The following is a 14,127-nucleotide window of genomic DNA, read 5'->3' as shown; positions in this document are numbered from 1 at the left end:
ACTAGATACTCATGAGTGCTGATAAATCCCAGGATCAATCCGAATCGCAACGCAAAGGGCTTCAACTCGAAGCGTTGCTTGGATTCCTGGGATTTTTCTCATTTCTCGCCGTCATCCAGGCAATCATCAACGTGTTACAGCCCGAACCTGCTGTGTGGCCAGCTCTTCTCGCGCTCGTTTTAGTAATCGCCACCGTCTCAGTATGGCGGGCTTGGCGAAAGCGCCGCCTTAATTAGAGTTCCTGAGCCAACGCCACGATAATTCCAGACGGCCCGCGCAGATAACACAATCGGTAGGTGTCCTCGTAGTTTGCGATCCCATCTAGTGGTTCCGCACCGATATGTGCGATCGTTTCCTCAATATCATCCACCGCAAACATCAAACGGTGCATACCAATCTGATTTGGTGCGGGTGGAGCGGTTGTAATCGGTTCCGGATGCAGATATTGAGTAAGCTCCACCCGAGAATGCCGATCGGGAGTCTCTAAAACTGCAATCTCAGAAGTCACTCCAGTGAGGCCGACGGTGTGATCGACGAAGTCCCCTTGGGCCGTTGTTCGGCCATTTAGGGACATCCCTAATTTCTCAAAGAAACCAACAGCTTCATCCAACGATTCCACCACAATCGCCACGTTGTCCAAACGTTTAATTCCCATGATCCCCATCGTAGGTACCATCGTGTGATGGCGATCATCTACAACACATCCAGCACGCTCAACGGCTTCATCGCAGACAAAGACAACTCCCTGCAATGGCTTTTCGACGTCCCCGGCAGCAACAGTGCCTCTGAAGATTTCGGCAATTTCCTGTCAAAAGTTGGCACCCTTGTCATGGGATCTACTACCTATGAATGGCTGCTCAAAGATCTGGATTTCATAAGCGATCCCCAAAAGTGGACTGATGTGTATGGAGACCGTCCGACCTGGGTGTTTAGCAGCAGGAACTTGGAAACGCCAGAAGGAAAACCCGTCAAAGTAGTGAATGGAGATGTCGCCAATGTTCTCCCCGCCATACTGGAAAACAATCCAGAAAACACCGATATCTGGATCGTCGGTGGTGGCGATCTGGCGGGCCAATTCTTTGACACGGGTGCACTCGACCGGATCATTTTGACCATGACGCCAGTATTTTTAGATGAAGGCAAACCAGCGATGCCCCGCCGGATCGAAAGCAACCGTCTCCGCACCGTAAATGTCCGCGAAGTTGGACAATTCACTGAGATCACTCTGGAGACGATTTAAGGGGTTCAATTTGTGGATATTTGGGTAAGTGTGACTCCTGAATAGTCGCTGTAAATTCGCCGTTCAACAACCCACCACAAAACGCGAGTGCTCTTCGGCGCAGTCCGAATTTTACATTTTTAGGTGGGCCTCATTCACAGCTTTAGACATGCGTGATATCTACCAATCACAACCCTACCCATGGACGTAGATTCCAGGGGCAGAACGTTCTTCCTTTAAGAACGCAGTGTTTGGTTTCTGCGATGCCAATAACGCTCCATTGCCACAGCTGCTTCTGCGAGAAAAAACCCAAAACCAACCGGTATTAAATATCCAGTTAGAATTCCATCAGGCTGAGTTACCCTGAAATAGATTCCCATCAAGATAAGAATAATTCCCACACCACCTACCCCCCCCTGAAGCCACAAGGGAGCTCTTCTTGATAGGACACAAGCCACTGAACTCAGCGTTTGGGCCGGACCCCGACCTTGATTATGCAAACCGAGAAACACCTGCGACTTCCATGCGAGAACCACCCTGCACACAGCAAGGTGGTTTCAACGAAAAGTGCACAAGGCACTTAACTGACGGGCGTACGGCACTGGTGAAAATCCTCAATCGTCTGCAACGACGATGATCTCCCAACCACAACCCACCCCTCATCCAACTCACTCACATCACCAACAGTTGTCGTCAGTTGATGCACTTGAGCATCTTTCCCACTCACCCAGGCACTAACAAGGAGCATACCGTTAGCATATTCAGGAAGTGGATCAGAGACCTCAACAATCCACTTTTCATCTGGATTATCAAGGTCAATACGAAAGAAGTCGGACTCAGGACTTTCTGTGCTATATCGCCTATAACTCACATTTTCAACGGAAGGATTCTTAAGAGGACCATTAATCGTAACCAAATCTATCTCAAGGCCGCAGGGTTGCACCACAATAGAAATCGCACCATCATTTGCCCGCGTTAATCCCACCTGCCCTCTGACGTCAGCAGTGATCAAATTTCCACATCCAGCCAAGAGCGTGGTAGTCACACATAGTAATCCGAGAGACGCAGCTTTTAATAGTGCATTCATACCTCTACCTTCTATAGAAAACCTACGACCAACGAGGGCCAGTCAGCATTTGGACTCAGCATACGGATATTTACCTGTAGGCATTGCAGTTTTACATAAGCCGCATTGTTAACGCAGCCTTAAACATCCGTTAGTCGGCTGATTTCACCCCACCATCCGAAATGGTAATCAGACTCCACCGCTTTCGAGACTACAACACATCCATGATGAGAATCCCCCGGCTTCAAACATGGGGAAGTGTCAATCTAGGATGTCTTGTATGAACTAACCAGCAGCTGAATCCACACGCATTAGCTCACCGACATCATTGCGCTCGAACTTATGAAAACTAGTCTCCCCCGAAAAGAGCAGATGAACCGAGGATACTTCTATTTCCTTATGCATCACGTGCTGCATGCTGTACTGGCAGTAATACAGAGCACAATCGGTTTGAAGGTCAACATAAAGACCCCAACCAGCATCTTCATCTGTAGGTTCTTGCGTAATCTTCAAATACCGAAGATTATGTGTCGTCATTGAAAATCCACATGGAGGCGATAAAGGGAGCAGCTCTCGAATAAGAAAATCTCTCCACATCACCATCATGTTAGGAGTACCTAGCAATGAAGAACGAACAACGAATTGACCTGGTTCGAACCAACCATCAGTAGTCAGTTCAGGAGTATCAAAAATCTCCCTCGTTTCACCATTGGTATACCTTACTACCTTGTGCTCAGCCCAGGTCCGTGGATTAAATCGAAATGAAAACGAACTGGGATCTTGCCCATTATGTTTGAGAGAACCAGCAATGCGATATTCTAATTTCTGATGATCACGCCCGAACATGAGAGCCCACCAAAGAGCCTCATCATGTGTGACCGGATATTCTTCCAGATCACAGTGAATATTAGCAGCCACCCATCTTCCGACTGGGTCAAAATGCGTGTTTCCCATCTATCTATCATCCACAGGATTGGTGAACTCGCACAACCTATTACTAGATGGATTTCTCTCGTCAAAAGGATCACACTTAAAACGCCCAATATTTAGTCGAGCACCATTCCATTTCTCCCCTGTAATATCATAGTCTTTCGACGGGATCTTTAATGTGAAAGTAGTCGCCTGAAGATAATATGTACCGCGCGTTTCCGGTATCGGGCCACTCGAAACACTTGCAGCCGTATTCGTGCCTCCGTTCGCCGTATAAAGTTTCCCATCCGGCACCGTCGGATCAATCTGCCACTTTCGATCCTCTTTAAGCTCGTAGTTTTGCTGGAACACTCTAGATGGGAATGTCAAACTTTCAATAGTAAGTTCAACTTTGTGAAGCCTACGCTGGGTCAACGTGTGCTTAATCGAATAAGAAAACTCCTTTGACCACTCAGGAATACCATCTACAGCCTTACCCACACATGTATCAATATTTTTCCTCACCGAGTATGCACTCAACCGTATAGCTGGGCTGGCATCAACAAAGCCGATACTGTTGCATTCAACGTCTGGCAAAGCACGAGCTTGTGGAGCAAGTGAACTCGATGAAGTCGTCACAAGCATTTCCCTAGTTGGCGCATAAAAATGACTCTCTCCACCATCCAGAGAGATAGTCGCACCCTGGTTATCACAGTAAAAATCAACTGGCGCATCCTCGCGGCCAAGTCGTTGAAGAATCAACCCCACAACATCCATACACGCATAATTCTTCGAACCCGAATCTGAAGGTAGGAATATCTGCCCACCTTCGTAATTCTGCCACTTCCCTGTCGAATCGGAAGTAAAGCCACCCGTGGGATAACCATACAAGCCATCTATTCCACCAGAGGTCATCCACATGCTCTCAAAATCACCATAGACTTCCCATGCCCCGAAGCTGGGATGCCAATAGATAACTCCATTATGAAAAACAGAAAAACGGCCAACCCCATCTGAAGCTACTGCTTCATCCGCGATAGGGAAACCAAGTACACTGTTAGGACCACCCAGCGCAAGCCAACGATCCAAAATCAGCCCATTAATACTAGCAACCTGGAACCCCTCCAAAACCGGGCTGCGATACACTCGCCCACCCTGGAACGTCTGCACCCCCTGTAATAAGCAGTGCTGTGGCAATAACACCTACAGCCTTGGGAAACAGTTTCATTCACATATTCCTGTCGTCTCTACATAATGTGAACAAACTGACCCTAACCTGAAAACATCATTAGTTCTGCGGGTAAAACAGATATTCGTGGATTTTCACCCCCGTTATAGACATGGCAAACATCACATAAAAAGATAACTTTTGGCTACTGACTTTTATGCCTATTCAGGGTATTTAAGCGACCCCAATACCAAACTAAAGAAGACGGTGAAACACATGGAAATAGGGCTACATGCATCAAATACTCCACGAACAGCCACCTCAATTTGCACTCGCAAAAATAGCGCAGTCTGGGCTCGACATCGTTCTGCACAAAACTGGCACTATGACCACCAATGGCATCCATGAACTCACCTTGATGCAACAACGCAATCAAGAGCTTGAAGCAAACTTGCTCAGATAGAAAAATGCTTAATCAAGCCCGAGTTTGTCTGCCGAAGCATCCCAACGCAGGATCAACTGGGAAAGACAATCAAGTCGAGGAACTTAAACAAGCAATCGATACGTTGGGAAAAGCTATCGCGCTCATGCGCAAGGATGACACCAACTTAAACGTGGCGGTACCAACTCACCCCACGTGCGACAACAAACTGATACCCTCGGCTACTAGTGACACGGGGTGCAAAAGCACTTTAAAAAAGCTTTCGCTGAGATTACACCCGTCGAACCTGATCCAGTTAGTACTGGCGAAGGGACTGTCGCAAAGCCTACCTACCATGGGATAGGTCTCTTTGCCCTTCGCCCCAACCCAAGAAGGGCGTTTTTTCATGCTTGAATTTTCTGAGCAAATTGTTTTGGTCACCGGCGGTGCACGCGGACTTGGTCGTGCGTTGTCTGAGTCTTTTTTACGCGAGGGTGCTCGTGTTGTGGTGAATTATCACCGTTCGGCTGATGCTGCTGCAGAGTTGGCTGGTGAAAACGCAGTGGCGATTCAGGCTGATGTTCGTGATCGCAGCCAGGTGAAAGGCATGTTTGAGCAGGCCAAGGAACATTTCGGTAGCCCGATCACCACTGTGGTCAACAGCGCTTTGGCGGATTTCAGCTTTGATGGCGATGCGCGCCCCAAGGCAGAAGACATCACGATTGAGCGTTTTGATCAGCAATACACCAGCGCAATCGCGGGCGCGTTGAACACCATTCAGGAGGCGTTGCCTGGTTTTGAGGAGGTGGGAAGTGGTCGTGTGATCAACATCGGCACGAATCTTTTCCAGAATCCGACTGTCCCCTACCACGATTACACCGCTGCGAAGGCTGCACTGTTGTCCCTGACCCGCACATTTGCCAAGGATCTGGGTCCGCGCCACATCACGGTCAACATGGTCAGCGGCGGCCTGCTGCGCACCACCGGCGCCAGCGCCGCCACGCCCGAGGAAGTCTTTGATTTCATCGCCGCAGGCACGCCACTGGGGTCTGTCACGACGCCACAAGAGCTTGCCGACGCCTCCCTCTTCTTCGCCTCTCCCTGGTCACGAGCAGTAACTGGCCAAAACTTGGTCGTCGATGGTGGGTTGGTCTTTAACTGATGAATTCCCAACACATTCACCTCAATCTTTTTGCTTTCGGCGCTGGGCACCATGCGGCGGCGTGGCGGTGTGAGGAGGGAGGCGTCGATAAGCTGGGTCTAATTTCCTGGTGGGAGGAGCTCGCGCGCACCGCTGAGCGCGGCAAGCTGGATGCGGTCTTTTTGGCCGATGGCCAGGCGATTAATCCGGTTGGTTTGGAAAACGGGCCGGGTTGGTTTTTGGAACCGTTGACGGCATTGACTGCGATGGCGCGTGCAACAAACAATATTGGTTTGATCAGCACGATTTCTAGTACGTTTTGGCCTCCCTTTCATGCAGCGCGGATGGTGGCTAGTTTGGATCACATTTCTGGTGGGCGTGCTGGGATCAATGTGGTGACCTCGATGACTGATGCAGAGGCGCGCAATCATGGCATGGATAAGTTGCCGGATCATGATGTTCGCTATGCGCGCGCGGCGGAATTTATCGACACGATCACAGCTTTGTGGGATTCCTGGCCTGTGGAAAGTTTAGTTCGGGATCGCGCTGGAAAATTTGCGGATTCTGCACTGATTAAGCCGATCGATCATGATGGTGAGTTTTTCCAGGTCGCAGGCCCGCTGAATATTCCAAGTACTCCGCAGGGTAGGCCAGTGCTTTTCCAAGCGGGATCCTCACCGCAGGGACGAGAGATCGCGGCACAGTATGCCGAGGCGATTTACTCAGTGGCGTGGGATTTAGGCCAAGCGCAAGATTACCGCTCCGATATTCATGCCCGCGCTGCAGCATTGGGGCGAGAGCCCATGCCGGTGCTTCCTGGTTTGGTGACCTATGTTGGCAAGACCGTGGAAGAAGCGCGTGCAAAGCAGCAGGCTCTCAATGCATTGTTGCCGGTTAAAGACTCACTGAATCAGCTGAGTTTCTTTGTGGGTCAAGACTGCTCGACGTGGGATTTGGATGCTCCTCCCCCACCGTTGCCACCGCTGGAGGAATTTTCCGGGCCGAAGGGGAGGTACGAAACGGTGTTGCGGATCATCGAATCCACCTCACCAACTGTGCGTGAACTTTTAGGTTACCTGGCAGCCGGCGGTGGGCATGCCACATTCATTGGCACGCCGGAAAGCATCGCTGATGAAATCGAACGCTGGATTGACCAAGGCGGTGCCGATGGATTCAACCTCATGCCACCGGTACTACCCCACAGCCTCGATGATTTTGTTGAGCTGGTTGTCCCTGAATTACAGCGACGCGGACGATTCCGCACCGAGTACCAACACAGTACTCTGCGTGGTCACCTGTTTGATACGGATACTTATTCAGTTACTAATTCAGCTACTTGTTCAACTCAGCAATCGGGCGCACTGTCAATGATTGATTAAGTGTTCCCACTGGACCATTGGCATCGTGAATTACTGAGGTTGTAATTCCAATGCCAGTGGGGCCAAACGCCACGCGGGTATTAAACCCGACTTTGGTTCCCACCGGCTGGCGGAATAAGTGGAAGGTTAAATCCACATTCGGGAACATCCACTGTGTAGGGTCTTCCCGAGCTGCCACCCCATTGGCTACATCTAAAAATTTGGAAAACTCAGCTAGTGGTTCCGGATCTTCACCGTGTACTAATGGGATGTCACTTGTCACCCATGCGCGATTTTTTCCAGGAATCTTTCCGGAATCTTCTACACACACGATGCTGTCCATAAACCCGCCAGACCACGGCAGCACAATTTTAGAATCTAAGCACTCCTCCATCGGTGGCATCGCATCGAAAGTATCGCCAGCAATCTCTGCTAAATCTGAGGTTTTTAGCAACCACCCACGTGCACGAATCGTGGCTCGACCATTGATCTCTGCCACCGTTTCCACAAGTTCAATGGTGCGCCCGGGACGAAGGATTGTTGTTTCCAATGAAATATCATCGCGAGCAATCTGGCCTAAGATATCCATGCTGAAACGGCTAAACATCAACACATTGCCCGCGACTTCTTTGCGCCACCGTTCCATATGGTGAATAACCAAACCGGCAACAGGTGCAAGGTGGAGCTCATCATCACGCCACGCGCCACCAGAATATTGCGAGGGAGAATACGTATTGTTTCCACGCGCTAAAAAGTACGCACCTGACATGGGAATACCTCACTTTGTAGATTAGTTGTGTGGAGTTCTCAGCTTGCGCCACAACACCCGGAGAGCAGAATGCGACAACGCTACACACTCCCTCAACGCCATGCCCAATCGCTTGTTTGCTGGGGTGGACGCAGTGACAACTTTAATGGGTATTCCCAAATGCCAGGCCCATAAATAGGTCCGCCAGGCATGGAAACCGCTGGTCACTACAATCCACCGTAGGGTGTCAGGAAACAAAGCGTGGGCGTTTTCCAAATTCTCATTAGTACTAGTGGCCCATGGTTCTTCCACGATATTGGCAACACCGTGGCTTCGAAGATAATCAGCCATGGGTGCAGCTTCACCGAAACCGCTGACCACGACAGGTGAATCCGGGTGCCGGGCTGAAACCTCAATGGCTTTATCCAACCTTGACGCTAATAGATCAGTCACTTGACCATCTACTACCTGCGATCCCAGCACCACGATTGGATTCATTAGCCCAGCAGACGCTTCTTTAGAGCTTCATCCTTGGCTTCAACTTCTTTAGCCATGTTGTCTTGGTAATCGGCCATCTTTGAAATCAAGGAAGTATCCCCCGCACCAAGGATACGAACGGCAAGCAGACCAGCGTTCTTCGCTCCACCAATGGAAACGGTAGCAACGGGAACTCCACCTGGCATCTGGACGATAGAGAGCAAAGAGTCCAACCCATCTAGATCTTTAAGCGCTCGTGGAACACCAATGACAGGAAGAGGTGTAGCCGCAGCAACCATGCCAGGAAGATGTGCTGCTCCACCTGCGCAGGCAATAATCACCTTGACGCCACGCTCATGGGCCGTTTTGGCATAGTTGAGCATCTTTTCAGGAGTGCGGTGTGCAGAAACCACACCGACCTCAAAAGGAATTCCGAATTCTGCAAGAACTTCTGCAGCAGGCGCTACAGTATCCCAATCTGAATCCGAGCCCATGATCAATCCAACTTGAGGTCCCACTATTTTTCTCCTTCAACGCCTAAAAGCTTAACGGTTCATTAGTCTATCGCAGGGTTTTCAGCACTGTTTTAAACACGGATCTGACCATCAAAAGTATTGGAGAAATGCTTAATCGCTGCCATTGCTGTCGCAGTGGGATATTGCGGATGCATCTCTCCGTTCACGGCTTTCACAGACCTCATCAAAGATTCTGCAATCGGTGGAGTAATGGTCTCAAATTTCCATAGATCCACCACCACAAGGCTGATATCTTGGTTACTCATCACCTCTGGGACTTGGCCAAGTGCACTAATGATGGATTTGGTGACCAGTGGTTTGTTCACAGGATGTGGTGCTTTTCCAGTAACGGGGTCTTTCTCGCACTGACACCAACCAACTCCGAGTTCATCCATGACCCAGACCCACTCCACCAAAGGATTCTTCTTCATCGCTTCAGGCTAACTCAGTTGGTGTGATAGCGCCTGGCTAAAGGTGCAGCTCTGTTCCCACCGTGATGGTTTTGCTTGGTTGCAATTTAAATGATTCGGTACGAGACGCCTGGTTACGTTCCATCGATAGATACAAGCGATCCCGCCACCCGGCAACTTTTCCAGAAAGCCTGCTGCGAAGTGTTAAAGCGGAAAGGAAATAGGTGGCGTTATCCCATGTTGGATCGATGGCATGAAGATTCTTCGGCAGATTCTGTTCATCAAAGTAGCCAAGATGTAAATCCACACGAACCACTCTGATTGGGGCGTGGTGGAGCACTTCTATCACTGCGCGTTCCGCCGGTGGCACATGTGGAACGGGTTCTTGGACAATGCGGACAATCACGATCTCTCGGTATAAAAGTTTGAGGTCTTTTACACACCGCACCAATGACAAAGGCACTGTATCGCTGACCGAGTGTGGAAATACTGCAACTTCAGCCACTTTGCGCAACCCAATGTTGTGTGGCTGATCGAGTTTCTCCAAGAATGCAGCCATCGGGACTTCCAACTCTGCACGTCCCTGATTAACGCGACCGCTTCCCCACTGCCAGGTTCGCATCACCACGATCAACACAACAGCGATAAGAAGTGGAAGCCAACCGCCATCGTGGATCTTTGTCGTGTTGGAGGCGAACAATAATAGTTCAGGCACCCCAATGAACAGGATAAACAGCGCTGTTTTCCACCAGGCAGTGTGAGCATAAAGAAGATACAAAACGCTCACCAGCACCAACGTTCCGGTAACAGCCAGGCCATAGGCACTGGCAAGACTTTCGGAATTCTGGAAAACCATCACAACAACCATCACCGACACAAACAGGAAACCATTTACCAACGGCATATAGATCTGGCCCTCCTCTTTACTGGAGGTATGGCGGATGACCATTCGAGGCAGAAGATTCAGGCTCACTGCCTGCTTGGTGAGAGAATACGCTCCTGAAATCACCGCCTGCGATGCAATCACTGTGGCAATCGTTGCCAAAATAACCAACGGAATCCGCAATGCTTCAGGCGCGAGGTAGAACATGGGGTTGCTGACCGCTTCAGGGTGCTTGATCACCAAAGCGCCTTGCCCCAAGTAGGTCAAGATTAACGCAGGCATGACGACGCAAAACCACGCCACTCGAATGGGACGAGCACCAAAATGCCCCATATCTGCATATAGGGCTTCTGCTCCTGTGACGGTTAGTACCACGGCTCCCAGCAAGACGAATGCTTGGAAAGGTTCCTCCGCAATCAAGCGCAGTGCCCACAGTGGAGACAAGCTTTGCAGAATTTCAGGGTGGGACACGATTTGCGGAATTCCCAACACTGCCAAGGTAATAAACCACAACAGCATGATGGGTCCAAAGGCTTTGCCTACTTTTTCAGTACCCAAAGGCTGGATAGCAAAAATAGCTATCAACACTGCCAAAGATAGTGGCAAGATGAAGCGCTCAAAACTTGGCGAGACAACCGTCAACCCTTCTGTTGCGCTAAGAACAGAGATCGCCGGGGTGATCACCACGTCCCCGTAGAACAACGCTGCGCCAAGCATGCCAGCCACCGCCACAGTTTTTCCCCAACGCCTGCGGTTTTTCAGCAATGCCACCAGAGCAAGAATTCCACCCTGTCCCTGGTTGTCAGCACGGGTGACAAGCACAACATATTTGATGGTGACAATCAAAGTGATGGTCCACAACACCATGGAGATGATGCCGTAGACATTTTCTGGCGTGACTTCAACCTTGTTGTGCTCCATGCTAAACGCGGTGTGAAGTGAGTACAGCGGGCTGGTGCCGATATCACCAAATACGACACCTAAGGCGCCGAGAGTTAGTAAGATGTGTCCCGATTTCGGGGCGACTGAGGTTAGTCGCGGATTTTTCATGCGGTTAAGCATGCTCCCGACGCCGAGGAAATGCTAGGAAATTTTTTATAGATCTACGATTTTCCTAGCTGTATCACATATTCACCCGAGGCCAAGCCCAAATTCCAACTTTAGTCCCACCGTGCATTAACCAGGAAATACGCACAGGCAAGCGCTGCAGCGCGGGTGTTTTCAACGTCCTGGCCAACCATATTGACATGGCCAATCTTGCGTCCTGGGCGGTGGCCTTTGCCGTAGAGGTGAATTTTGGCGTCGGGGTATTTGCGCCACACTTCTGCCATCCGTGTTGCCATGGGCATCTCAGGATCGGTATCTGCACCCAATACGTTTGCCATGACGGTGACATCTGCCAGGGTGTCGGTGGCACCTAGTGGGTAGTCAAGGACCGCGCGCAGGTGTTGTTCGAATTGGCTGGTGACACAGCCATCTTGGGTCCAGTGTCCGGTGTTGTGCGGACGCATGGCTAGTTCGTTGACAAAGATCTCAGGCTGGCCGTTGTGGTCGAGGGTTTCAAAAAGTTCGACTGCGAGTACTCCGGTTACGCCAAGTTCTGTGGCAATCTTTTGTGCGAGTCCCATGGTGGATTCTTGAAGCGCCGCAGATAGTGAAGGAGCTGGGGCGATCGCTTCGGCGCACACACCGTTTTTCTGGACGGATTCAACAACGGGCCACGCTTTGGTTTCACCACTTGGGGTGCGGGCGACCATGGCGGAAAGTTCGCGGTTTAGCGCTACTTTCTTTTCGGCCATCAGTGGGGTGCCGTCGTCGAGAAGCTTTTCGACGAGGGTTTTTAGCTCCTCGACGTCTGCTGGGAACCACACGCCTTTGCCGTCGTAGCCACCGCGACGTGCTTTAAGACAGACTTGGCCATCTACTGCCTTAAAGAATCCTTCTGCATCGTCAACTGATTCGATAGCAGCAAACGGTGGAACTGGCGCGCCAAGTTCACGTAGTCGCTTGCGCATGACCAGTTTGTCTTGGGCGTTGACCAACGCTTCTGGGCGAGGCTGAACGTTAACACCTTCAGAGATTAATTGGTGCAAGTGTTCGTTGGGGACGTGTTCGTGGTCGAAGGTCATGACATCGGCGCCGTTTACGGCAACACGTAGATCTTCAATATTGGTGTAATCGCCTAGCACAACGTCTGCAGCAACTTGGGCTGCTGAGGAATCCGGTGCTCCTGCTAAAACTCTTAAAGATTGTCCGAGTTCGATGGCGGAGGTTTGCATCATGCGTGCTAATTGGCCGTCACCAATTACTGCGACGATGGGCATTCCTGGAGCGTGGGCTTGGTTTCCTGTAGAAGTCACAAGTCCTAACTATAACGCGTTCACCAATATTGAAAATCTTTAAGCAGCGCTTCCACTTTTTTAGCCTTGGGAACCTGGTTGATTACATAGGGTCGATGGTGTCCACCAACGCCTAGGACCAGGGTGTTTCGTCGGCGCTGCACTCGCTGAATGTAGCTCAACGGGATGGAATCAAACCCGGTGCGCAGTCCCGCGCGTCGGACCAGCAGTTTGCGGTCGCTCAAGATCACGCGGAATCGACGTTGCCTTATTAAAGGAATCCCAAATCGCCATGCAGCAAGAAGTGCCCACACACCAACGAGCAGATTCCGGGTTCCTTCTGGAAAGCTATCTGCCGGGTTGGTGCCATCGATTCCTGGGAGTTGATCAAGGAAACCAATTCCCATCCAGCAGATTCCGGTGATCACGATGAGTTCGAGGATTGGGAATAACATCGCAGACAAAGGTGACGTGAGATCGACGTGGATCCGGTCTCCTTCTGCAATATGTTTCTCAAGTGAATTCCCCATACGGTCACCCTACTGCAGACGAAGGTGTGTTATTTCACCGGCGTTCAGGGTATGTACAGTGCCTTGGGCATCACGAACCCGGATCTCTCCGCCGGATGCAACACCGATAGCTTCACCTAGAAGTTCTTTATCCCCAGGTAAAACCACTCGAACATCTTGGCCAATACTGGAACATACTGCGCGGTAATCATCAATCCACTCCACGCTAGGGCCTTGCCATTGCTGCACTCGATGGCGCAGATATGTGAGCATATTAATAAGGAAGCCAGTTCTGTCGACTTCAACACCTTCTAATGCAAGCGATGTTGCGTGAGGGACCGGGAGCTCCTCTTTAGTCAGGCTGATATTAATGCCCATTCCTATTACTACCGACGGAGTGGAATCAAAGCCGGTGGCTTCCACTAAAATTCCGCACAGTTTTTTGCCGTCGATTTGGACATCGTTGGGCCATTTCAATCCAGCACCTTGCACGTTCAAATCCGCCAAAGCGTCCATCACCGCCAAACCCGCCGCCAGTGGGATGGTCCCAATGTGATCAAGATGGGCAGGTTCAATGCGTACAAGCACAGAAACAATAGCTTGGGAACCTTCAGGGGCAGTCCATGGTCGGCCCAATCGTCCACGGGCGTGATCTTGAAACTCTACGGTTTTCACGGTCCAATTTGGCGCACCTTCTCCTGCAAGCGTGAGTAGATCAGCATTGGTGGAGCCCGTCACTTTTCCATAAATCACCTGGCCAAAGTCACCATTTTTCAACAATTCTTCCCTCAGAAGTGTCGCATCCAAAGGCGTTCTCGATCGGGATATATCAAAGTTCATGGAAGCCAATGTAGTGGGGTGGCGTCGAAAAGCGTGCTTTGGGCGCGACACGCCCAAAAAGTTTTACCTTAAAAAATCACCCCTAAGCAGCGCAAACCCGATTAGTGATGTAAATCACCGGGAA

The 14,127-nt window shown here is 50.5% G+C and carries 17 protein-coding genes and 1 riboswitch; of the genes, 5 read left to right on the top strand and 12 right to left on the bottom strand.

Going from position 1 to position 14,127, the window contains the following annotated elements:
* The first annotated feature begins 11 nt into the window (after window positions 1-11).
* Window positions 12-236 carry a hypothetical protein gene (locus tag N24_RS04395; protein ID WP_096454674.1) on the top strand — a complete coding sequence of 75 codons (225 nt, stop codon included), beginning with the start codon at window positions 12-14 and terminating at the stop codon, window positions 234-236.
* Here the strand turns inward: N24_RS04395 and N24_RS04390 are convergent.
* Window positions 233-655: a VOC family protein gene (locus N24_RS04390; RefSeq protein ID WP_096459719.1), complete on the bottom strand. Its 423-nt coding sequence runs from the start codon at window positions 653-655 to the stop codon at window positions 233-235. The two genes, N24_RS04395 and N24_RS04390, sit on opposite strands and share 4 nt — an antisense overlap.
* A gap of 27 nt (window positions 656-682) precedes the next feature.
* Here N24_RS04390 and N24_RS04385 point away from each other — a divergent pair, with 27 nt between their 5' ends.
* Window positions 683-1,240, top strand: coding sequence for a dihydrofolate reductase family protein (locus N24_RS04385; protein ID WP_096454672.1), 558 nt, complete (start codon window positions 683-685; stop codon window positions 1,238-1,240).
* A gap of 559 nt (window positions 1,241-1,799) precedes the next feature.
* On the opposite strand, the gene N24_RS04375 is transcribed toward N24_RS04385, so the two are convergent.
* From N24_RS04375 to N24_RS16440, 3 genes are all read right to left on the bottom strand, one after another.
* Window positions 1,800-2,306 (bottom strand): hypothetical protein, encoded by a 507-nt coding sequence (locus tag N24_RS04375; protein ID WP_096454670.1) that lies wholly within the window; start codon window positions 2,304-2,306, stop codon window positions 1,800-1,802.
* A gap of 264 nt (window positions 2,307-2,570) precedes the next feature.
* Entirely contained in the window at window positions 2,571-3,239 is a 669-nt protein-coding gene (locus tag N24_RS04370; protein WP_096454668.1) for a hypothetical protein, read from the bottom strand.
* Window positions 3,240-4,364: an LGFP repeat-containing protein gene (locus tag N24_RS16440; protein ID WP_269457477.1), complete on the bottom strand. Its 1,125-nt coding sequence runs from the start codon at window positions 4,362-4,364 to the stop codon at window positions 3,240-3,242.
* Window positions 4,365-4,654: 290 nt separating this feature from the next.
* On the opposite strand from N24_RS16440, the gene N24_RS16330 reads away from it, so the two are divergent.
* The 3 genes from N24_RS16330 to N24_RS04355 all read left to right on the top strand — a co-directional run bounded on the left by N24_RS16330 (window position 4,655) and on the right by N24_RS04355 (window position 7,303).
* On the top strand, window positions 4,655-4,825 hold the full coding sequence (locus N24_RS16330) for a hypothetical protein (RefSeq protein WP_167382025.1): 171 nt from the start codon (window positions 4,655-4,657) through the stop codon (window positions 4,823-4,825).
* A 202-nt stretch (window positions 4,826-5,027) separates the two neighbouring features.
* Window positions 5,028-5,135: riboswitch (TPP riboswitch) on the top strand.
* A 54-nt stretch (window positions 5,136-5,189) separates the two neighbouring features.
* Complete coding sequence (locus tag N24_RS04360) at window positions 5,190-5,945, top strand: 3-oxoacyl-ACP reductase (protein WP_096454666.1); 756 nt, start codon at window positions 5,190-5,192, stop codon at window positions 5,943-5,945.
* Window positions 5,945-7,303, top strand: coding sequence for an LLM class flavin-dependent oxidoreductase (locus tag N24_RS04355; protein ID WP_231910870.1), 1,359 nt, complete (start codon window positions 5,945-5,947; stop codon window positions 7,301-7,303). Before N24_RS04360 ends, N24_RS04355 begins: the two co-directional genes overlap by 1 nt.
* Here N24_RS04355 and N24_RS04350 read toward each other — a convergent pair.
* From N24_RS04350 to N24_RS04315, 8 genes are all read right to left on the bottom strand, one after another.
* A complete protein-coding gene (locus N24_RS04350; RefSeq protein WP_096454664.1) occupies window positions 7,257-8,051 on the bottom strand; it encodes a thioesterase family protein in 795 nt (264 codons plus the stop codon). The two genes, N24_RS04355 and N24_RS04350, sit on opposite strands and share 47 nt — an antisense overlap.
* 21 nt (window positions 8,052-8,072) lie before the next feature.
* On the bottom strand, window positions 8,073-8,528 hold the full coding sequence (locus N24_RS04345; protein ID WP_096454662.1) for a YdcF family protein: 456 nt from the start codon (window positions 8,526-8,528) through the stop codon (window positions 8,073-8,075).
* Complete coding sequence (gene purE, locus N24_RS04340; RefSeq protein WP_096454660.1) at window positions 8,528-9,025, bottom strand: 5-(carboxyamino)imidazole ribonucleotide mutase; 498 nt, start codon at window positions 9,023-9,025, stop codon at window positions 8,528-8,530. The genes N24_RS04345 and purE overlap by 1 nt, the downstream gene beginning before the upstream one ends.
* Before the next feature lie 68 nt (window positions 9,026-9,093).
* Window positions 9,094-9,453 carry a hypothetical protein gene (locus tag N24_RS04335; RefSeq protein ID WP_096454658.1) on the bottom strand — a complete coding sequence of 120 codons (360 nt, stop codon included), beginning with the start codon at window positions 9,451-9,453 and terminating at the stop codon, window positions 9,094-9,096.
* Between the two features lie 37 nt (window positions 9,454-9,490).
* A complete protein-coding gene (locus tag N24_RS04330; protein WP_231910868.1) occupies window positions 9,491-11,365 on the bottom strand; it encodes a potassium transporter Kup in 1,875 nt (624 codons plus the stop codon).
* Between the two features lie 110 nt (window positions 11,366-11,475).
* Window positions 11,476-12,675 carry a 5-(carboxyamino)imidazole ribonucleotide synthase gene (locus tag N24_RS04325; RefSeq protein WP_096454654.1) on the bottom strand — a complete coding sequence of 400 codons (1,200 nt, stop codon included), beginning with the start codon at window positions 12,673-12,675 and terminating at the stop codon, window positions 11,476-11,478.
* A gap of 20 nt (window positions 12,676-12,695) precedes the next feature.
* Complete coding sequence (locus tag N24_RS04320; protein ID WP_167382024.1) at window positions 12,696-13,184, bottom strand: hypothetical protein; 489 nt, start codon at window positions 13,182-13,184, stop codon at window positions 12,696-12,698.
* Between the two features lie 9 nt (window positions 13,185-13,193).
* Entirely contained in the window at window positions 13,194-14,060 is an 867-nt protein-coding gene (locus tag N24_RS04315; RefSeq protein WP_167382023.1) for a biotin--[acetyl-CoA-carboxylase] ligase, read from the bottom strand.
* Window positions 14,061-14,127: the final 67 nt, after the last annotated feature.

Origin of the sequence: Corynebacterium suranareeae (assembly GCF_002355155.1) — a bacterium.
Classification (GTDB): domain Bacteria; phylum Actinomycetota; class Actinomycetes; order Mycobacteriales; family Mycobacteriaceae; genus Corynebacterium; species Corynebacterium suranareeae.
Note: the sequence above shows the minus strand (reverse complement) of the source record. Positions and strands in the feature narration are given on the sequence as shown.